Origin of the sequence: Coralloluteibacterium stylophorae, from assembly GCF_018122625.2 — a bacterium.
In the GTDB taxonomy this organism is placed as follows: Bacteria; Pseudomonadota; Gammaproteobacteria; order Xanthomonadales; family Xanthomonadaceae; genus Coralloluteibacterium; species Coralloluteibacterium stylophorae.
In genome coordinates this window covers 49001-69544 of record NZ_JAGQFT020000006.1, presented here as the reverse complement: position 1 = coordinate 69544, position 20544 = coordinate 49001, and the positions used below count along the sequence as shown (strand labels likewise).

The 20544-nt window shown below is 72.2% G+C and carries 18 protein-coding genes; 7 read left to right on the top strand and 11 right to left on the bottom strand.

Translation table 11 applies throughout. The annotated features are described in order from the left end of the window. Positions 1 to 1713 carry a diguanylate cyclase gene (locus KB893_RS10315; protein WP_211927183.1) on the bottom strand — a complete coding sequence of 571 codons (1713 nt, stop codon included), beginning with the start codon at positions 1711 to 1713 and terminating at the stop codon, positions 1 to 3. 168 nt (positions 1714 to 1881) lie between these two features. On the opposite strand from KB893_RS10315, the gene KB893_RS10310 reads away from it, so the two are divergent. The 3 genes from KB893_RS10310 (at position 1882) to KB893_RS10300 (ending at position 4551) form a co-directional block, all read left to right on the top strand. Continuing rightward, a complete protein-coding gene (locus KB893_RS10310) occupies positions 1882 to 2409 on the top strand; it encodes a DUF3011 domain-containing protein (protein WP_211927182.1) in 528 nt (175 codons plus the stop codon). Between the two features lie 55 nt (positions 2410 to 2464). Continuing rightward, positions 2465 to 3520 (top strand): S-methyl-5-thioribose-1-phosphate isomerase, encoded by a 1056-nt coding sequence (gene mtnA, locus KB893_RS10305; protein ID WP_211927181.1) that lies wholly within the window; start codon positions 2465 to 2467, stop codon positions 3518 to 3520. A gap of 98 nt (positions 3521 to 3618) precedes the next feature. Then, a complete protein-coding gene (locus KB893_RS10300) occupies positions 3619 to 4551 on the top strand; it encodes an aspartyl/asparaginyl beta-hydroxylase domain-containing protein (protein ID WP_211927180.1) in 933 nt (310 codons plus the stop codon). Positions 4552 to 4808: 257 nt separating this feature from the next. Here the strand turns inward: KB893_RS10300 and KB893_RS10295 are convergent, their stop codons facing one another. The 6 genes from KB893_RS10295 to KB893_RS10270 form a co-directional block, all read right to left on the bottom strand. Continuing rightward, entirely contained in the window at positions 4809 to 6416 is a 1608-nt protein-coding gene (locus KB893_RS10295) for a carboxyl transferase domain-containing protein (RefSeq protein ID WP_211927179.1), read from the bottom strand. A gap of 81 nt (positions 6417 to 6497) precedes the next feature. Further along, complete coding sequence (locus tag KB893_RS10290; protein ID WP_211927178.1) at positions 6498 to 6806, bottom strand: hypothetical protein; 309 nt, start codon at positions 6804 to 6806, stop codon at positions 6498 to 6500. A 140-nt stretch (positions 6807 to 6946) separates the two neighbouring features. After that, a complete protein-coding gene (locus KB893_RS10285; protein WP_211927177.1) occupies positions 6947 to 7324 on the bottom strand; it encodes a hypothetical protein in 378 nt (125 codons plus the stop codon). A 103-nt stretch (positions 7325 to 7427) separates the two neighbouring features. Further along, positions 7428 to 8600, bottom strand: coding sequence for a thiolase family protein (locus KB893_RS10280; protein WP_211927176.1), 1173 nt, complete (start codon positions 8598 to 8600; stop codon positions 7428 to 7430). 342 nt (positions 8601 to 8942) lie between these two features. Next, on the bottom strand, positions 8943 to 9578 hold the full coding sequence (locus KB893_RS10275; protein WP_211927175.1) for a response regulator: 636 nt from the start codon (positions 9576 to 9578) through the stop codon (positions 8943 to 8945). Beyond that, positions 9575 to 10519, bottom strand: a complete 945-nt coding sequence (locus KB893_RS10270) for a sensor histidine kinase (protein ID WP_213173663.1) — start codon at positions 10517 to 10519, stop codon at positions 9575 to 9577. Before KB893_RS10270 ends, KB893_RS10275 begins: the two co-directional genes overlap by 4 nt. A 456-nt stretch (positions 10520 to 10975) precedes the next feature. On the opposite strand from KB893_RS10270, the gene KB893_RS10265 reads away from it, so the two are divergent. Further along, complete coding sequence (locus tag KB893_RS10265) at positions 10976 to 11713, top strand: DUF2306 domain-containing protein (RefSeq protein ID WP_211928035.1); 738 nt, start codon at positions 10976 to 10978, stop codon at positions 11711 to 11713. Positions 11714 to 11805: 92 nt separating this feature from the next. Then, positions 11806 to 14751: an autotransporter serine protease gene (locus KB893_RS10260; protein WP_246505581.1), complete on the top strand. Its 2946-nt coding sequence runs from the start codon at positions 11806 to 11808 to the stop codon at positions 14749 to 14751. An 88-nt stretch (positions 14752 to 14839) separates the two neighbouring features. On the opposite strand, the gene KB893_RS10255 is transcribed toward KB893_RS10260, so the two are convergent. Next, a complete protein-coding gene (locus tag KB893_RS10255) occupies positions 14840 to 15997 on the bottom strand; it encodes an isovaleryl-CoA dehydrogenase (RefSeq protein WP_213173662.1) in 1158 nt (385 codons plus the stop codon). Positions 15998 to 16120: 123 nt separating this feature from the next. Next, positions 16121 to 17224 (bottom strand): Glu/Leu/Phe/Val dehydrogenase dimerization domain-containing protein, encoded by a 1104-nt coding sequence (locus tag KB893_RS10250; RefSeq protein ID WP_213173661.1) that lies wholly within the window; start codon positions 17222 to 17224, stop codon positions 16121 to 16123. 368 nt (positions 17225 to 17592) lie between these two features. Here KB893_RS10250 and KB893_RS10245 point away from each other — a divergent pair, with 368 nt between their 5' ends. Together KB893_RS10245 and KB893_RS10240 are read left to right on the top strand one after the other, a co-directional pair. Continuing rightward, entirely contained in the window at positions 17593 to 18306 is a 714-nt protein-coding gene (locus KB893_RS10245; protein WP_211927714.1) for an SIMPL domain-containing protein, read from the top strand. 113 nt (positions 18307 to 18419) lie between these two features. Further along, positions 18420 to 19487: an alkene reductase gene (locus KB893_RS10240; protein ID WP_211927715.1), complete on the top strand. Its 1068-nt coding sequence runs from the start codon at positions 18420 to 18422 to the stop codon at positions 19485 to 19487. Positions 19488 to 19549: 62 nt separating this feature from the next. Here the strand turns inward: KB893_RS10240 and KB893_RS10235 are convergent, their stop codons facing one another. After that, positions 19550 to 19972 (bottom strand): FKBP-type peptidyl-prolyl cis-trans isomerase, encoded by a 423-nt coding sequence (locus KB893_RS10235; RefSeq protein WP_211927716.1) that lies wholly within the window; start codon positions 19970 to 19972, stop codon positions 19550 to 19552. A 173-nt stretch (positions 19973 to 20145) separates the two neighbouring features. Continuing rightward, entirely contained in the window at positions 20146 to 20511 is a 366-nt protein-coding gene (locus KB893_RS10230) for a DUF1304 domain-containing protein (protein ID WP_211927717.1), read from the bottom strand. Between the last annotated feature and the right edge of the window lie 33 nt (positions 20512 to 20544).

The window sequence follows — 20544 nt, the reverse complement described above, 5'->3', positions numbered from 1 at the left end:
TCAGGCGCCGAGCGCGTCGCGCCGGCGCGCCATGCCGCGCTGCGCAGGCACGACCCGGTCCCGGCCCTCGGCCTTGGCCTGGTAGAGCGCCGCGTCGGCGGCCTCGAGCAGCCCGGTGCCGGTCTCGGCGACCGCGGGGAACATCGCCAGCCCGATCGAGACGCTCACCGCCGGCAGCGGCCTGCCGCCGGCGACCACGCGCAACTCGCGCGTCGCCGCACGGATCGCCTCGGCGCGCGCGAGCGCGGTGTCCGCGTCGGCCTCCGGCAGGATCAGGGTGAACTCCTCGCCGCCGTAGCGGCAGGCGACGTCCTCGCCGCGGACCTGGCTCTGCAGCAGGCGCCCGAATTCGGCGAGCAGGGCGTCGCCCCCGGCATGGCCGTGGGTGTCGTTGAAGGCCTTGAAGCGGTCGAGGTCGAGCATCAGCACCGCCAGCGGCATCGTCCGGCGCGCACAGCGGGCGAGGTCGCGCAGCAGCGATTCCTCGAGGTAGCGGCGGTTGTAGAGACCGGTGAGCGGGTCGCGGATCGACTGCTGGCGCAGGCGTTCGCGCAGGCGCAGGTTGCTCAGGGCGAGCGAGAGCTGCTCCGCGGCGGCGGCGGCGATCTCGACCCGCAGGGTGCCGTCGGTGCCGGCGGCGGCCAGGTGCAGGACGCCGAAGCCCTCGCCCTGGGCGAACAGCGGCAGGCACAGCGTGTTGACGGCCGCCTGCGCGGGCGCGTGGACGTGGCCGCACAGGAGCTCCTGGCGCGAATCGTGGACCAGGTAGGACTGCGAGCGGCGCAGGGCCCAGCACTCGTCGGGCAGGAAGGCGGTTTCCGCCTCGGTCGGCGCCGCGCCCCAGGCGCACATGCGTTCCAGGTGGTCGCGCGAGGCGCGCATCAGGTAGACGCAGCCGGCGTGGCCGGGGAACAGGGCGGTGAGGCTGACGCGGGTGACCTCGACCGCCTCCTCGACGTTCTGGCAACTCTGCAGCATGCCCGCGTAGCGGCCGAGGGTGTGCAGGTCCTCGCCGCTGCGCCGCAGCTCCCCGTTGCCCGCCTCCAGCCGGGCCAGCGCCTCGGCGGACGCGGCTTCGGCGCGCGCGCGCTGCCGCATCTCGCGGCGGAGCATCACGTAGACCGCGGCGACGATGGCCAGCCCGGCGAGGATGCCGAGCGTCGACAGCGCGAGCAGCAGCCGCGAGCTGGCGGCGCTGGATGCGCTGCGCCGCGCCAGCAGGCCCTTCTCCACCGCGACCATGTCGCGGCCGAGTTCGCCGATGGCATGCGAGACGTCGAGCGAATGGGCGTCGATGGCGCGCTGCGCGGCGCCGAGCCCGCCCGTGCGGAACCGGTCGAGGGTGGCGCCGAGCTGCTGCAGGCGGGTCTGGACCAGCCCGCGCAGGCGTCCGGCGCGCGCCTGCTGCGCCGGATTGTCGGCGACGACGGCCTCGAGTCCGTCGAGCGCGCGCGGCAGGTCGCCGATCGCGTTGCGGTAGTCGGCCAGCGCCTCGATGCTGCCGGTAAGCAGGTAGCCGCGCTGCGTGGATTCGGCCTCGCGCAGCAGCGCCTGGATCTCGTCGATGCGGCCGATCACCGCGTTGGTGTGGGAGACCCAGCGCGCATCGCTGATCGAACGCTGCGCGCCGAGGTAGACCCCGATGCCGATCAGCGTGAACAACAGCGCGGCGACGAGCAGGCCCCATTGGATGCGGTGAGGCGACGAGCGCATGCGGGAGGGGCCTGCCGGGAAAAGGGACAGTCTAGCCGGTCGCCGGCCACCGCCTCTGGCACGCGGCGGCGCGGGTATTCCGTCGCATGCGCAGGCTGCGGCGCTCCCGGCCGGTTCATCGCCGGCTTCCCAGACTGCGCCGCACCGCCGTCGACAGGATGATCCCCAATGCGTGCGACCCCGTCCTCCCTGGCCTGCGTCACCGTTCTCGCGTGCGTGGCGATGTCGCTGTCCGCCGCTGACGCCCATGCCGCACGAGGGGATCGCGACGGGAGCAGGCGCTGCAAGTCCGACGATTTCGACTACCGCCACTGCGACCTCGACACGCGCGGCGGCGTGGAGCTCGTGCACCAGCACTCGAAGACGCGCTGCGTGCGCGGCCGCAACTGGGGCTGGGACCGCGACGGCGTGTGGGTCGACGACGGCTGCGATGCCGAGTTCCGCAGCGGCGCGCGTGGCGGCTGGGAACACGGCGGGCGCGGCGACGGCGCCCGGACCTTCCGCTGCAAGTCCTACGACTTCGACTACAACCACTGCGATGCGGACGTGCGCGGCGCGCGCGTGGAGCTGGTGCGCCAGCGTTCGAAGACCGACTGCCGGCAGGGGCGCAACTGGGGTGTCGACCGCGGCGGGATATGGGTGGACGAGGGCTGCGACGCCGAGTTCCGGGTCGCTGGCGGCCGCCGCGGGCGTTGAGCCGGCCGGCAGCGGATCCGGTACGCTGCGCGGCGCCCCTCCGCACGCCGATCCCATGCTCGATTTCGACCGCTACGACCGCATCCGCCCGATCCGCCGGGAAGGCGACACCCTCGAACTGCTCGACCAGCGCCGCCTGCCCGGCGAGGTCGACTACGTGGTCTGCGAGACGGCCGACGATGTCGCCGGCGCCATCGCCGACCTGGTCGTGCGCGGGGCGCCGGCGATCGGCATCGCCGCGGCCTGGGGCGTGGTGCTGGCCGCGCGCGACCTGGAGGACGCGGCCGACGGGCAGGCGGCCTCCGCCCGGCTCGACCCGGTGTTCCGGCGCCTGCACGCGGCGCGGCCGACCGCGGTCAACCTGGCCTGGGCGCTGGCGCGCATGCGCCGGGTGCTGGAGGCGGCGGGCGAGGACTGGCGCTACGTGCTGGAGCGCGAGGCGGCGGCGATCGCGGCCGAGGACCTGGTCGCGAACCGGCGCATGGGCGAGCTCGGCGCCGCGCTCATCGCGCCGGGCAGCGGCGTGCTCACCCACTGCAACACCGGTTCGCTGGCGACCTCCGGCTTCGGCACCGCGCTGGGCGTGATCCGTGCCGGCGTGGCCTCGGGCCACATCGAGCGCGTGTTCGCCGGCGAGACGCGGCCCTGGCTGCAGGGCGCGCGGCTGACCGTGTGGGAACTGCAGCAGGACGGCATCCCCGCCACGCTCATCGCAGACTCCGCCGGTGCGCACCTGATGAAGGCCGGCGGGGTGCAGTGGGTGGTCATCGGCGCCGACCGCATCTGCGCCAATGGCGACACCGCCAACAAGATCGGCAGCTACCAGCTCGCGATCGCGGCGCGCCACCTCGGGGTGAAGTTCATGGTGGTGGCGCCGTCGTCGACCGTCGACATGGGCACGCCCGACGGCGCCGGCATCGAGATCGAGCTGCGCGACAGCAACGAGCTCCTCGGCTACGGCGGCGCACGCCTGGTGGCCGAGGGCGTGGAGGCCTGGAACCCGGTGTTCGACGTCACGCCCGCCGAGCTGATCGACGTGATCGTGACCGAGCTGGGCGTGGTCGAGAACCCGACGCCCGCGAAGATGGCGGCCATGTTCGGACACCTGTAGGTCCCGTACCGGAGCGTTGCGCCGCCGCTGGATGCCCGCGCCGGGCTCGCGCGCGATACTGCGCCCCGGCGGCGCGGGTGCCGCCCGGAGCTCCTGTCATGCAGATCAATCTCCTGGGGCCGGTGGCCCTGGTCATCTACGCCTTCCTCGCCTGCGTGCTGCTGGTGCACTTCACCCACGGCCGCGTGCGCCTGCCGCTGCGCCGGCAGCTGGTGAACCACTCCGCGTTCTTCGCGCCGTACAACCTGCTGGCCTACGGCTTCTCCTCGGTGCCGGTGAAGCCCTACCTGGATCTCGGTCGCTTCCCCGAACTCGCGCTCCTGCGCGACAACTGGGAGACGATCCGCGACGAGGCGGCGCGCCTGTTCGACGCGGGCTACATCCGCGCCGCCGAGGCCAACAACGACGCCAGCTTCAATTCCTTCTTCAAGGAAGGCTGGAAGCGCTTCTATCTGAAGTGGTACGGCGAGGCGCTGCCCTCGGCGCAGGCGCTGTGCCCGGAGACGGTGAGGCTGGTCAACGCGCTGCCCAACTGCAAGGCGGCGATGTTCGCCCTGCTGCCGCCGGGCGCGAAGCTCAGCCCGCACCGCGACCCGTTCGCCGGCTCGCTGCGCTACCACCTCGGCCTGATCACGCCGAATTCCGACGACTGCCGCATCGTCGTCGACGGCGAGAGCTACTCGTGGCGCGACGGCCGGGACGTCATGTTCGACGAGACCTACGTGCACTGGGCCGAGAACCGCAGCGACCGCACGCGGGTGATCCTGTTCTGCGACATCGAGCGTCCGCTGCACACGCCGCTGCTGCGCGGCTTCAACCGCCTCGTCAGCACCGTCATGGGCCGCGCCACCTCGACCGGCAACGCCGGCCAGCAGGGCGAGCGCGTCGGCCTCATCAACCGCCTCTACGGCCTGGCCCACCACGTTGGCGTGTGGCGCAAGGGCTTCAAGAAGCGCAATCCCAGGCTCTACCGCTACGGCCGCGTGGTGCTGGTGCTGGCGGTGGTGGCGGCGGTGTTCGTGCGGGTCTAGGTGGGGCGGGAAGAGGGACCTGGGGTGGGGTGGGGCGGGAAGAGGGAATCGGGATTGGGGACCTGGGGTGTGGCGCGGGATGCTGGGTGAGCGCTGGTTGGACACGGAACAGGTGACGGGAACAGGGAACAGGGAACAGGAGCTCCTCCTGGCTCGGAGTGAGAGCGCCGTCATTCTCCTCTACCGCCAGGTCCCGATTCCCGAGTCCCGGTTCCCGCGTCCAAAGCAGTAGACCCCGTTCCGTTCCCGCCACCACCTCACATCCGAAACACCCCGAACCGCTCCCGCTCAATCGGGGCGTTGAGCGCGGCGGAGAGGCCGAGGCCGAGGACTCGACGGGTGTCGGCGGGGTCGATGATGCCGTCGTCCCACAGGCGGGCGGTGGCGTACCAGGGGCTGCCCTGGTCCTCGTACTGCTGGCGGATGGGCGCCTTGAACGCGTCTTCCTCCTCCGCGCTCCAGCTGCCGCCCCTGGCCTCGATGCCGTCGCGGCGCACGGTGGCGAGCACGCTTGCAGCCTGCTCGCCGCCCATCACCGAGATGCGCGCGTTCGGCCACATCCACAGGAAGCGGGCGCCATAGGCGCGGCCGCACATCGCGTAGTTGCCGGCGCCGAAGCTGCCGCCGACCACCACGGTGAGCTTGGGCACGTGCGAGCAGGCCACGGCGGTGACCATCTTGGCACCGTCCTTGGCGATCCCGGCGTTCTCGTACTTCCTGCCGACCATGAAGCCGGTGATGTTCTGCAGGAACACCAGCGGCACGTTGCGCTGGTTGCACAGCTCGATGAAATGCGCGCCCTTGAGCGCCGACTCGGCGAACAGGATGCCGTCGTTGGCGATCACGCCCACCGGCATGCCGTGGATGTGGGCGAAGCCGGTGACCAGGGTGCTGCCGAAGCGCGGCTTGAACTCCTGGAACTCCGAGGCGTCTACGGTGCGCGCGATCACCTCGCGGATCGGGAACGGCTTGCGCGTGTCGGCCGGGATCAGGCCGTACATCTCCTCGACCGGGTAGGCCGGCTCGCGCGCCGGTTCCAGCGCGAGCTGCGCCGGCCTGCGCCGGTTGAAGTGCCTGACCACGTCGCGCGCGATCGCCAGCGCATGGGTGTCGTCCTCAGCGAAATGGTCGGCCACGCCTGACACGCGGGTGTGCACGTCGGCGCCGCCGAGCGTCTCGGCGTCGACCACCTCGCCGGTCGCCGCCTTCACCAGCGGCGGCCCGCCGAGGAAGATCGTGCCCTGCTCGCGCACGATGATCGATTCGTCGCACATCGCCGGCACGTAGGCACCGCCGGCGGTGCACGAGCCCATCACCACCGCGACCTGCGGAATGTTCTTCGCGCTCATCCGCGCCTGGTTGTAGAAGATGCGGCCGAAGTGCTCGCGGTCGGGGAAGACCTCGTCCTGCATCGGCAGGAAGGCGCCGCCGGAGTCGACCAGGTAGACGCAGGGCAGATGGTTCTCCTCGGCGACGGCCTGCGCGCGCAGATGCTTCTTGACCGTCAGCGGGAAGTAGGTGCCGCCCTTGACCGTGGCGTCGTTGGCGACGACCACCACCTCCATGCCGTGGATGCGGCCGATGCCGGCGACCACCCCTGCGGCCGGCGCCTGGCCGTCGTACATGTCCTCGGCGGCGAGCGGCGCGATCTCCAGGAACGGCGAACCCGGATCGAGGAGGGCGTCGATGCGCTCGCGCGGCAGCAGCTTGCCGCGCGCGACGTGCCTGTCGCGCGCGGCCTCGCCGCCGCCGTCGGCGGCGCGGGCGAGGCGGCGTTCGAGTTCGTCGAGCAGGGCCCGCGCCTGCCCGGCATTGCTCAGGAACTCGGCGGAACGGGGATCGACGCGGGACTGGATGACGGGCATGGATGCGGCGGGAGCGGGCGGAACGCCGCAGTGTACGGACCGCCCGCGGCACGACCTAGCCGCGCCGCATCACATCGGCGGTCAATCGCCGCGCGGCGGTTCGGCGTCGGCCGGCGGCACCTCGTCGTCGTCGTGCGCCGCCGCGTGCTCGAGGTCCTGGCCGGCCTCCTGCATGGCGGCACCGGTGCGCTCGGCGGCGGTGCGGGTGCTGTCCCCGATCGCCTCACCGGTGGCCGAGGCGGCCTGGCGCACCTCGGCACCCGCCTCTTCCCACGACCGTTCGGCCTGCGCCTCGCGCGCCTCGCCCTCGGGCGTGTCGGCGTGGCAGGCGGCGAGCTGGGTGGCGGCAAGAGCCAGTGCGGAGGCGAACAGGATGTGCGGAGTCTTCATGGCTGTCCTCGGGTGGAGGGATGAGGATCCACTCTAGGAGCCGGGCGCATCCAACCGCCGTGAACGCGGCGCCGTCCAGGCGCCAAAAAGAAACCGCCGCACCGAAGTGCGGCGGTTTCCGGGTGCTGCCGGACGTCGGCTCAGTGGCCTTCGTGCACCGGCTCCTCGACGTCGCCGTCGGCGGCGTCCTCGGCCGTGTCGGCGGCATCCTCGGCGGCGTCGGCCGCTTCCTGCGCGGCGTCGGCGGCGGTGTCCTCGACGGCACCGTCGGTGGTGCGCTCGGCCTGCTCGGCTTCGGCGGCGGCCTGCTCGGCGGCGGCCTCGGCCTGGTCGGCGGCGGTCGCGGCGGCGTCGGCGGCGACGGCGCCCTCGGAGGCGGCGGCCTCGGTGGCGGCCTGCTGCGCCTCAGCGGCGGACTCGGCGGCGTCTTCCGCCGCGTTCTGGGCCTGCTGCTCGTTGCTGCAGGCAGCCAGGGCGAAGCCCATGGCCAGGGCGAGCAGGGTCTTGTTGATCGACATGGGACATCCTTTGAATGGGTGGATGAAGCGCGTGAAGGCGCCCGCACATCATGGGCGGCCTTCACGCCGTGTCAAGGGAGTGTCAAGCGTCGAAGGTCATGCCTCAGATCGCCTCGATGGCGATCGCCGTTGCCTCGCCGCCGCCGATGCACAGCGTGGCGATGCCGCGCCGCGCGCCGCGCAGCTTCATCGCGTAGGCCAGCGTCACCACCAGGCGCGCACCGGAGGCACCGATCGGGTGCCCGAGCGCGCAGGCGCCGCCATGCACGTTGAGCTTCTCGTGCGGGATGCCGAGCTCCTTCATCGGCGTCATCGCGACCACCGCGAAGGCCTCGTTGATCTCGAACAGGTCGACGTCGTCGATCGTCCAGCCGGCCTTGTCCAGCACCTTGCCGATCGCGCCCACCGGCGCGGTGGTGAACCACTCCGGCTCCTGCGAATGGGTGGCGTGCGCGACGATGCGCGCCAGCGGCTCGATGCCGCGCGCCTTCGCGTCCTCCTCGGCCATCAGGACGGTCGCCGCGGCGCCGTCGGAAATGCTCGAGGAACTGGCCGCGGTGATGGTGCCGTCCTTGCGGAAGGCCGCGCGCAGGGTCGGGATCTTCTCGACGCTGGAGCGTCCGGGCTGTTCGTCGCTGGCGAACTCGGCCTCGCCCTTGCGGGTGCTGACGGTGACCGGGACGATCTCGTCGTCGAAGGCGCCGGACTGCTGCGCCGCCAGCGCGCGCTGCACCGAGGCGATGGCATAGGCGTCCTGCTGCTCGCGGGTGAAGCAGTACTTGTCGGCGCAGGCCTCGCCGTAGACGCCCATGGCCTCGCCCTTGTAGGCGTCGGTCAGGCCGTCGAAGGCCATGTGGTCGACCAGCTTGCCGTCGCCGTAGCGGACGCCGGCGCGGGCGTTGAGCATGTGCGGCGCGTTGGTCATCGACTCCATGCCGCCGGCCACCACGATCTCGGCCGAACCGGCGCGGATCAGGTCGACGCCGAGCATGATCGCCTTCATCCCGGAGCCGCAGACCTTGTTCAGGGTGGAGGCGCCGGTGGAGACGGGCAGGCCGGCGCCGATCGCCGCCTGGCGCGCCGGCGCCTGCCCGAGGTTGGCCGGCAGCACGCAACCCATGATCACCTCGTTGACCTCGGCGGCCGGGACGCCGGACTGCGCCAGCGCCGCGCGGATGGCGGTGGCGCCGAGGACGGGCGAGGGCACGCCGGTGAACTGGCCCTGGAAGGATCCGATGGCGGTGCGCTTGGCGCCGGCGATGACGACGTTGTTCATGCGGAACTCCGTGCTGGTCCGCGGCGCGTCACCCGCGCCGGCGGTGTGAGGGAATCGGGCCATTATGCCGGGCCGGCGCAGCCGGCCGCGAGGGACCAAGGGGCGATTGCGGGTGGGGCGCGTCCGGGGCCGGGCCTCGGCAATGGGAATCGGGAATCGGGAACCGGGACCCCGTGGTCTGGAGACGTCGCGGCTCGCTCGCTCCGCATGAGCCTGTCGCCCGTGGACCATCCGCGTGATCGACCCGGCGCCGCTGCGCCGCCCAGGCCCGGACCACTCTCCAGGTCCCGATTCCCGATTCCCGATTCCCGATTCCCGGCTTCCGGCTCCGGCTCCCGCCGCTCAGATCAACCGCTGCGTGATCGCCTTCAGCACCGCGTGGGTGCGGTCGCGGCAGTCGAGCTTGAGCAGCAGCTCCGAGATGTAGTTCTTCACCGTGCCCTCGGCGAGGTGCAGGCTGCGGCCGATCTCCTTGTTGGAGTAGCCGCCGGCGACCAGGCGCAGGATGCCGATCTCGCGCTCGCTCAGGCGCACCGCGCCGAGCGCCGGCGCTGCCGCCGTCTGCCACGCGCGCACCGGTCCCAGGCTCACCGGCTGCAGCAGGGTCTCGCCGCGGGCGACGCGTGCGATCGCATCGGCGAGATCCTCCGGCGATGCGTCCTTCAGCAGGAAGCCCTGCGCGCCGGCCTCGACCGCGGCGAGCATCAGGCTGCTGTCGTCGAAGGTGGTGAGCAGGATCACCGGGGTGGCGTCGCCGCGCTCGCGCAGTGCCCGGATCAGGGCGATCCCGTCCGTGCCGGGCATGCGCACGTCGCTCAGCACCACGTCGACCGGACGCCGCGCCAGCGCCCCCGGAACCAGTGCGGCGTCGGCGCTCTCCAGCGCGACCTCGATCCCCATGTCCGCCAGCAGCGCGGCCAGCCCGCGCAGGACCAGCGCCTGGTCGTCGACCAGGGCGACCCGCACGCGCCCGCTCATGCCGACGCTCCCGGCGTGCGCGCCGGCACCACGGCGCGCACCCGCACGCCGCGTGGTTGGCGTGGCGTCACCTCGAGCCGTCCGTCGAGCGCCTCGACGCGCTCGCGCATGCCGCGCAGGCCATTGCCTGGACGGATCGACGGCGCGCCCGCACCGTCGTCCACGACCTCCAGTTCGATGGCGCCAGCGGTCCGCGTGCAGCGGATCTCGATCGTGCCGGCGCCGCCGTGCCGCAGCGCGTTGGTGATGGCTTCCTGTGCCGTGCGCAGCAGCGCCTCGGCGGCGCCGACGCCGTCCGCACGGAGCTCGTCGTCCATGGCGATGCGGACGGTCACGCCCGGCGTCTGCCGCGCCAGGGCCTCGAGCGCGCCGCGCAGGCCGATGCCGTCGTGGCGGCGCAGCTGGCCGACCACCGCGCGGATGTCGTCGAGGAGCTCGTCGGCCAGCCGCGTGCCCAGCGCCACGGCCTCGTGTCCGGCGCAGGCCGGGTCGCGCGCCAGCCGCCGCAGGTTGAGCTTGAGCGCGGTCAGCGTGTGGCCGGCGACGTCGTGCAGTTCGCGCGACAGGCGCAGGCGCTCCTCGCCGCGCGCGCTCTCCTCGAGCAGGGCCCGCGTCGCCAGCAGTTCGGCATTGATGCGGTCCGCGGCGTCGCGGCTGCGCTCGGCGCTGCTGGCGTAGTAGGCGGTCATCGCGGCGAAGGTCTGGAAGCCGACCAGCGGCAGCATTTCCAGCAGCAGCCGCATCGTCCCGCCGGTGTGCGGCTGCATCGCCAGCGCCACGGCGACGTTGAAGGCGAGCATCCACGCGATCGCCGCGCGTACCGGCACGAGCACGAACAGCTGCGCCGCGACCACGATCAGCAGCGCCACCGCGATGAAGCCCTGCGGCAGCAGGATCGTCGCCAGCGTCACCGCACCCTGCAGCAGCACCACGACGACCATCGGGCGGCCGCGCGGGGGGGGCGCGGCCTTCGAGCACGATGCGGGCGAGGAACAGCGCCAGCCATGCGCCCAGGCAGGCGATGCCGGCGATCAGCGCATCCGGCGCGCGCGCGTGCAGGGCGAGCAGCATGCGCGCGGCGATCGCCGCCCAGGTGACGTAGCCGGCGACGTTGAGCGGGGCGCGCAGCCGTGTCCGCAGGTCCACGCGATCCCGGCGCGTCCAGGGTGCGAGACGCTCCGGCACCGACGGCTGCGGCGGGATGGCGGGAGTCGACGGCATGGGCTGCTCCGGTTCGGCTGCCGCGAGTCTAGGCGGCGCCATCGCTCCCTGCGGGAGCGGCGGGGCAGGTGGTGACTTTCGGCACCCGCTGCCGGTGACGATCCGCTCCTGCCCGGCAGCGGCCACCGGCGCAGCCTCTGCGCCGGGGCGACGATACCTTCGCCGGGAGAGCGCTGATGCAATCGATCGACCTGTACCGGATCGTGGTGCTGCTGCACGTCGCGGCGGGAACCGCCGCGCTGGCGACCTACTGGGGCGCGGGCCTGGCGCGCAAGGGCGGCCGGCTGCACCGCTGGAGCGGACGCGCCTACCTCGGCGCGATGGCGGTCATCACCCTCACCGCGGTGCCGATGACCCTCAAGTTCCTGCTCGACGGCCGGACGGTCACCGCGACCTTCTTCGCCTACCTGGTGCTCCTGGTCGCCACCGGCTGCTGGAACGCGTGGCGCGCCGTACGCCTCAAGCGCGAGGTCGCCGCCTACACCGGCCGTGCCCATGCGACCGTCGGCGCCCTCAACGTGGCCGGCGCGCTGGTGGTGCTGGCGGTCGGCTGGGAGGTCGGCAGTGCCGTGCTCATGGCCTTCTCCAGCGTCGGATTGACCGGCGGCGGACTGATGCTGCGGCAGAGCCGACGCGCGCCTTCCGACGCACGCTGGTGGCTGCGCGAGCACCTCGGCGCGATGGTGGGCAACGGCATCGCCACCCATATCGCGTTCTTCGGCATCGGCCTGGCGCGCCTGCTGCCGGAACTCGACCAGGCCCGGTTCGAGTGGCTGATGTGGCTGCTGCCGCTCGCGGTGGGGCTGGCGGCCCGGGTGGCACTGACCCGACGCCATGCGCCCCGTTCACGCAGAGGCGACGCCGCAGCCCGCGGACGCCTCCCGGGCACCGCCGCGGGCGGCGCGGCATCCTGAACGGGTGGTTTACGGCTTCACGCGAGGCGCGGTACAACCGCCTGAATGCCGGCGCAACGCGCCGGCGGCACCTGACTCGCGGGGACATGGACATGTACGTGGAAGCGATGGCGACCCGGCGCACCGCGCTGGCGGCGGCGGTGGCACTGGTACTGAGCCTGGGCCTTGGCGCCTGTGGGGGTGGCGGTTCGAACACGCGCGACGAGGATCCGCCGCCGGTGGAGGAGCCGCCCACCATCCCACCGGAGCCGGAGCCCGATCCGGAACCCAATCCGGACCCCGGCGCGGACGAGCCGCCGGTGGACGTGCACCTCGACGCCACCCGGGCCGACGTGGCGCAGGCGGCGGGCTTCACCGGCGCCGGCGTGGTCACCGGCGTCATCGATACCGGCGTCAACCGCAACCACGTGGCCCTGGACGGGCGCGTGGTCGAGCATTACGTCTACGTCGACCCGTCCAGCAACGATCTCTCCGTCGACGACGCCGACGGGCACGGCACCTGGGTCTCGCAGATCATGGCCGGTGCCGACGTGGCGGGCGGCTGGCCCGGCGGCGTCGCGCCCGGCGCCGAGATCGTGTCCGCGCGCGTGATCAACGACGAGCCGCCGGAGGACGACGGCAGCGGCGAGGGCAACGAGGTGCCCGAGAACGACGGCACGCCCGAGTTCCTGGCCCAGGTGCACGCCGACCTGATCGCCGCGGACGTGCGGGTGATGAACAATTCCTGGGGCGGCCTGTACTGGGACTCGCAGGCCACCACCGACCGCTTCGCCGCGGCCTACGAGGACTTCATCTTCGCCAACGACGGCCTGGTGGTCTTCGCGACCGGCAACTCCGGCATGGCTGACCCCAGCGATTCGGCGGCGCTGCCGAGCAAGGGCGGTGCCGCTGCGGCGGCATTGGAGCGCGGCTGGCTCACGGTCGCGGCGCTCGACAGCGTGGCCTGGGCCGCCGACGAGACCTACCAGCTCTCCGACTACTCCAATGCCTGCGGCATCGCGATGGACTACTGCCTGGTCGCGCCGGGCGAGGTGATCGTGATCGACGAGGACGAAACCGCCATCGACGGGGACACCACCTACTGGATCGTCGGCGGCACCTCGTTCGCGGCGCCGCAGGTCTCGGGTGCCGCGGCGATGGTGTGGGAGGCCTTCCCCTGGTTCGACAACGACCTGGTCCGTCAGACCCTGCTCGGCACCGCGCAGGACATCGGCGACCCGGGCGTGGACGCGACGTTCGGCCACGGCCTGCTCGACGTCGGTGCCGCGGTACTGGGACCCGCGCGCTTCGACTGGGGCGACGTGGTCGCCGACTTCGACGGCGCCGAGACGTTCGAGCCCGGCGGCATCGCCTACTGGGACAACGACATCAGCGGCGAGGGCGGCCTGGTCAAGCGCGGCGACGGCGTGCTGGTGCTGACCGGCGACAACACCTACACCGGCGCGACCACGATCGAGGAAGGCCTGCTCGCCATCGACGGCACGCTTGCCGCATCGGACGTGAGCGTCGGCGAATTCGGGGGCCTGACCGGCTTCGGCACCGTCGCCGGCGACGTGGTCAACGCCGGCGTGCTCGGCATCGGTGGCGCGGACGAGGACGCCTCCGCGGAGTCGGAGGTGTTGTTCACGATCGAGGGCGATTACCTCCACGGCGCCGACGCGCGGCTCGCGGTCGAGCTGGGCTATGTGCTCGAGGTCGGCGGCACCGCCACGATCGAGGGCGGCGAGCTTCATGTTCTCGGCGCCAAGGAGGGCTACACCCCGGCGGGGCTGGTGCCGGTGCTGACCGCGGACGGTGGCGTCGACGGGATCTTCAGCGAGCTGACCCGCGCCGACGGCATCTTCCTCAATGCCAGCATCGTCTACGACACCAATGCGGTCGGCCTGCTGGTCACCACCTTCAGCGCCACGGGGCTCGCCGCGAGCGGCCGGATCCAGCAGGCCTCGCTGCCGACCGCGCAGCGCGTCGAGAACGCCTTCCGCAGCATCGACACGATGCTCGCCGCGGAAGGGGGGCGCTCGCTGCCGGAGGGCTTCCTGGGCGCGGCGGGGGCGATCCAGGGCGCCAGCTCGGCCGCCATGGCCGAGGCCACGCTGCAGAGCCTCTCCGGACAGGTGCACGCGGCCAGTGCCGCCCTGGCGTTCGAGGGCATCGACGCCAACCAGCGTGCGCTCTCGTCGCGCTTCGACGCCCTGCTCGACGATGCGCGCCTCGCCGGCGCCTGGAGCGACCGCCTCGGGATGCACGGCGGCTGGAGCCAGGCCGGACTCGCCGGCCTGGATTTCGACCTCGACGGCTGGCTGGTCGGCAACGACGTGCGCTTCGGCCGCAACGGCGTCGCCGGGTTCAGCTTCGGACGCAGCGACGGCGATGCACGCATCGACGGCGGCTTCGACCGCAACCGCAACCGCAGCAGCACGGCGATGGCCTACCTCGGCGCGGTCGGCGATGCCTGGTACGCGCAGGGCAGCATCGGCGCGGGCCGCTTCGACCAGGACGTGCGCCGCATGCTGCAGCTGGGCGCGGACGTCGACAGCGTCTGGACCGAGTACGGCGGGCACTTCTCCAGCCTGTACGCCGAGACCGGCATGCGCACCCATCTGGGCGGCATGGCGCTGACGCCGTTCGTGGGCGCGCAGTACGCGCGGGTGGAGCGCGACGGCTTCAGCGAGGCCGACGGCAGCGGCTTCGGGCTGCGCAGCGACGCCGGCTTCGCCGATCGCTGGCAGGCCATCGCCGGCGTCCGCGGCGACCGCACCCTGCGCCTGGCCAGCGGGCGGCCGCTCACGCTCGACGTGCGTGCGCAGTGGCAGGAGACGCTGGACGCGCGCGGCGAGGTCTTCGATGCCAGCTTCACCGGCGTCGACGACTGGCAGCCGCTGACCGGCGTCGGTCTCGCCGAGTACGGCGGGCTCGTCGGCTTCGGCCTGTCGATGCCGCTGGCACGCAGCGCCTGGCTGCAGATGGACTACGACCATCGCTTCGGCCAGCGCGGCGACGCGCGCATGCTCTCGGCCTCGTTCCGCTACGGCTTCTGACGGAAGCTCGCACTGGTCTGCACCACACGACGGCGCCCGCGGGCGCCGTCGTCGTTTCCAGGGTGGCGGCGCGGGTCGGCCGGGACCCTCAGCTCTTGCCGTGGAACAGCTCGCGGCCGATCAGCATGCGCCGGATCTCGTTGGTGCCGGCGCCGATCTCGTAGAGCTTGGCGTCGCGCAGCAGGCGCCCGGTGGCGTATTCGTTGATGTAGCCGTTGCCGCCGAGCGCCTGGATCGCCTCCAGCGCCACCTGCACCGCGTTGCGCGAGGCGTTGAGCAGGCAGGCGGCCGGATCGATCCGCGACTTGATCCCGCGGTCGAACTCCTGCGCGACCATGTAGGAATAGGCGCGCGAGGACTGCAGCAGGGTGTACATGTCGGCGATCTTGGCCTGCATCATGCCGAAGGTGCCGATCGGCGCATTGAACTGCTTGCGCTCGCGCACGTAGGGCAGGGCGATGTCGATCGCGGCCTGCATCAGCCCGATCGGCCCGCCGGAGAGCACCAGGCGCTCGGTATCGAGGCCGCCCATCAGCACGCGCACGCCCTCGTTGACCTCGCCGACGCGGTTGGCGTCCGGGATCTCGCAGTCCTCGAACACCAGCTCGCAGGTGTTGGAGCCGCGCATGCCGAGCTTGTCCAGCTTCTGCGCGGTGCTGAAGCCCTTCATCCCCTTCTCGACGATGAAGGCGGTCATGCAGCGGCTGCCGGCGGGGCGGTGCGCGGTGCGCATGTAGACCAGCAGCACGTCGGCGTCGGGACCATTGGTGATCCACATCTTGCTGCCGTTGGCGACCCACACGTCGCCCTTCTGCTCGGCGCGGCAGGTCATCGAGCCGACCACGTCCGAGCCGGCGCCGGGCTCGCTCATCGCCAGCGCACCGACCCACTCGCCGCTGGCGAGCCTGGGCAGGTACTTCTCGCGCTGCGCGGGACTGCCGTTGGCATAGAGGTTCTGCACGCACAGGTTGGAGTGCGCGCCGTAGGACAGGCCGATCGAGCCGGAGGCGCGCGAGATCTCCTCCATCGCCACCAGGTGCGCGAGGAAGCCCATCTCCGAGCCGCCGTACTCGCCCGGGATGGTGATGCCGAGCAGGCCCATCTCGCCGAGCTTGCGCCAGAGGTCGTCGGGAAAGGCGTTCTCGCGGTCTATGCGGTCGGCGCGCGGCGCGATCTCGGATTCGGCGAATCGGCGCACCGCCTCGCGCAGGCTGTCGATGTCCTCGCCCAGGTGCATCGGTCGCATGTGTGCTCCTCCCATCGTCGGCGGCCGCCCTCTGCGGGGCGTGCCGCAAGTGTCGTCGGCGCCGGCGTCCGGCGCCGTGAAACGACGAACGCGGCCCTGAGAGCCGCGTTCGCAGGCCGCGCCTTACTGGCCGCGCATGCGCCCCTGGAAGCGGGGCGCGCCGTTGCCCATGTGCGGCAGGCGGATCCTGCCGATGGTCGCGATGCGCTCCTCGGCCATGCGGTCGGCGGCGCGGTAGGTCGGGATGTCGTCGCGCTGCGCGATCTCGTAGATGCGGCCGAGGTTGTAGTAGATCGTCCGCATCATGCGCATGGCGCGCTCGCGGTTGTAGCCGTCGATCTCCAGCGAGACGTTCATCAGGCCGCCGGCGTTGACCGCGTAGTCCGGCGCGTACAGCACGCCGCGGCGCTTGAGCTCGTCGCCGATCTCGTTGCTGGCGAGCTGGTTGTTGGCCGCGCCGCAGATGACCCTGGCCGAGATGCGGTCGATGGTCGCCTCGTTGAGCGTGCCGCCCAGGGCGCAGGGGGAGAACACGTCCGCGCCGGTGTCGTAGATCTCGTCCAGGCCCACGGCTTCGGCGCCGAACTCGTCGACCGCGCGCTGCACGCCGTCCTTGTTGATGTCGGTGACGAACACCTTGGCGCCGCGCTCGCGCAGCAGCTTGACGTACTCCATGCCGACGTGACCCACGCCCTGCACCGCGTAGCTGTACCTGCCGACGTCCTCGTTGCCGTGGGCGACGGCGAGGCTGGCCATCAGGCCCTGCAGCGTGCCGAACGCGGTGAACGGCGAGGGATCGCCGGAGCCGCCGTGGACCTGGTGCACCCCGGTGACGTACTCGGTCTCGCGGAACACGTATTCCATGTCGTTGACGTCGATGCCGACGTCCTCGGCGGTGATGTAGCGGCCGCCGAGCGAATCGACGAAACGGCCGAAGGCGCGGAACAGCGCCTCGGACTTGTCGGTGTTCGGGTCGCCGATGATCACCGCCTTGCCGCCGCCGAGGTTGAGGCCGGAGACCGCGGCCTTGTAGGTCATGCCGCGCGACAGGCGCAGCACGTCGTTGAGGGCTTCCTGCTCGTTGGCGTAGGACCACATGCGGGTGCCGCCGAGCGCCGGGCCCAGGTGCGTGTTGTGGATCGCGATGATGGCCTTCAGGCCGGCGTCCTTGTTGTGGCAGAACACGACCTGCTCGTGGCCGGTGGTGGCAAGCGTCTCGAAGATCATGAAGGGCTCCGTTGCGGCGGACGCTACGCGCATCTGCGCGGCGGTCCTGTGGGGATGCGTCGGCCGCAAACTGTTGAGAGAACTGGGATTCGAAGCGGTTCGGGTGGATCGGCGCCGATTTGGCGCGGCGTAGTGTACGGCAAGGAAGCGGCACCGGCAGCGCCCGGAAAGCCTTGTGCGGCGCGGGATTGCGCCCTTGCTGCGGTGCTCCGGGCGGCGACCGCCAGAGGCCGTGCGTACCGCAGCGGAAGGCAAGCTGCGCCGCATCATGCGTGGCGCCGTGCACGGGCGGCGACGTGCAGCGGCGCAATGCCGCGCCGCGCCGGCATGCGGCATGCTCGACGCATCTTCGGACCGGACGCATGGACATGACGATGGGAACGCGCATCGCGATGGTGCTCGCCGCGCTGCTGCTGGCGGTCGGACTGGCCTGGGGCGGCAGCTACGTCGGGCGCGCGGCCGAGATCTGGCGCGACGCCGGGCGCAGCGTGGCGGTGAAGGGGCTGGCCGAACGCGAGGTCGCCGCCGACCGCTCGCTGTGGCCGCTGCACTACACGGTCACCGCCGACGACCTGGTCGCGCTGCAGGCGGCGCTCGCCCGCGACGAGGCCGCGATCCGCGCGTTCCTCGAGGGCCGCGGCTTCGCCGCCGGCGACATCGCCGCCACCTCGCCGCAGGTCACCGACCGCTTCGCCAACCTCTACGGCGAGCAGCGGCCGGACGAGCGCTACGCGGCCGAGGCCACGGTGCTGGTGCGCACCGCGCGCGTCGACGCGGTGAAGCAGGCGATGCCGCACACCGGCGAGCTGGTGCGCGCCGGCGTGGTGCTGTCGACCAACTACGAGTACCGCACCGAGTTCCTGTTCACCGCGCTGGAGGCGATCAAGCCGGAGATGATCGCGGAGGCGACCGCGGACGCCCGCCGCGCGGCCGAGCAGTTCGCCGAGGATTCCGGCAGCCGCCTGGGCACGATCCGCAACGCCAGCCAGGGCTACTTCTCGATCGAGGACCTCGACAGCTACACGCCGGACCGCAAGCGCGTGCGCGTGGTGACGACCATCGACTACGCGCTCGAGGACTGAACGCCTGCGCAGCACAGCGTTCCAGCGGAGCGGGTTCCGACTCGCCGCGGCGGCCCCCACGTGTCGTGGTCTCCCGGGCGCTCCCGCCCGTCGATCGCAAGGAACCGCCACCGATGTCCGACCTGTTCGAGCCGCTGACCGTGGGCGCATGGCGCCTGCCCAACCGCGTCGTCATGGCGCCGCTGACCCGCTGCCGTGCGGTGGGCGACGGCCGGGTGCCGAACGCGCTGATGGTCGAGTACTACCGCCAGCGCGCCTCGGCCGGCCTGATCATCTCGGAGGCGACCTCGATCGTGCCGCTGGGCGTGGGCTATCCCGATACGCCCGGCATCTGGTCCGAGGAGCAGGTGGAAGGCTGGAAGGCCATCACCGACGCCGTGCACGCCGAGGGCGGGCGGATCGTGCTGCAGCTCTGGCACGTCGGCCGCATCTCCGATCCGTCCTTCCACGACGGCGAGGCGCCGGTGGCGCCGAGCGCGATCGCCGCCGAGGGCCATGTCAGCCTGCTGCGCCCGAAGCGCCCCTATCCGGTGCCGCGCGCGCTGGCGATCGAGGAGATCCCCGCGATCGTCGACGCCTACCGGCAGGCGGCTGCGAACGCGAACGAGGCCGGCTTCGACGGCGTCGAGCTGCACGCCGCCAACGGCTACCTGCTCGACCAGTTCCTGCAGACCACGAGCAACCATCGCACCGACGCCTACGGCGGCAGCATCGAGAACCGCGCGCGCCTGCTGCTGGAGGCCACCGACGCCGTCATCGGCGTATGGGGCGCCGACCGTGTCGGCGTGCACCTGGCGCCGCGCGGCGATTCGCACAGCATGGGCGACGCCGACCCGGCGGCGCTGTTCGGTCACGTCGCGCGCGAGCTGGGCCGGCGCGGCATCGCCTTCATCTGCACCCGCGAGCATCCCGGGGCGGACAGCCTGGGCCCGACCCTGAAGCAGCAGTTCGGCGGGGTGTACATCGCCAACGAAGCCTTCGACGGCCCCACCGCGCAGGCCTGGGTGGGCGAGGGCAAGGCGGACGCGGTCGCCTTCGGCGTGCCCTTCATCGCCAACCCGGACCTGCCGGCGCGCCTGCGCAAGGGCGCGGGGCTCAACCCGCCGCGCAAGGAGCTGTTCTACGCCAGCGGCGCCGAGGGCTACACCGACTACCCGACGCTCGACGAGGTGACGGCCTGAGCGTCCGGCGCGTCCTCTCCCGCGACGAGGGGACGCGCGCGGCGGCCGTGGCCGGGCCGGCCTCAGCGCTGCTCGAGGCCGTGCAGCTCGATCTCGAAGATCAGCGAAGCGTAGGGCGGGATCATCGGCGGCGCGCCCTCGGCGCCGTACGCGTCCTCCGGCGGCAGCAGCAGGGTGCGCTTGCCGCCGATGCGCATGCCCGGCAGGCCCATGTTCCAGCCGCGGATCACGCGCCGCGTGCCGATGCGGAACACGAACGGGTTGTCCGGATCCATGGACGCATCGAACTGCCGGCCCTTGTGGTCGGGCGCGTCGGCGTCGTAGACCCAGCCGGTGTAGGTCACCGCCGCATGCATGCCTTCCAGCGCGACGAAGCCGTCGCCGACGCGGTCGTCGATGATCGTGAACTGCTGCACGCGGTCCTGGGCGGACGCGGCCAGCGGGGCGAGCAGGGCGAGAAGGAGCAGCAACGAACGACGGCGCATGGGACGTGGGGCGGTGGACCTGGGGCGCGCAGGGTAGCCGATCGCCGCCGCCGCGGGTTCCCCGAGAGGACGCGGCGGGCGATCAGGTCCGGCCGGCGAAGCGCATCGGCAGCATCCGCGCGACCTCGAGGTCCCCGTTCCCCGTTCCCCGTTCCCGCTTCATCCATCCCGGTTCACAAGCGATGGGCCGCAAGCACCAGCCCCAGTGCGACCGCCCCCGGAACCGCCTGCACCCAGAGGATCCCGCGGCTGGCGGTGAACCCGCCGAAGAGGCCGGCCGCGACCACGCAGCCGAGGAAGAACACCTGCAGCTCGAAGCCCGCCGCGCCGCGCAGCAGGCCCCACAGCAGCCCGGCGGCGAGGAAACCGTTGTAGAGCCCCTGGTTCGCCGCCAGCACCCGCGTCGCCGCCGCCCGCTCCGGGCTCAGGCCGAACACGCGGCGTCCGAGCGGCCTGTCCCACAGGACCATCTCCAGCACGAGGAAGGCGGCGTGGAGCGCGGCGACGATGGCCACCGACAGGTTCGCGAGGAGGGTCATGGCGGCGGATCCTGATGGCCTGGGCCGGGAGCT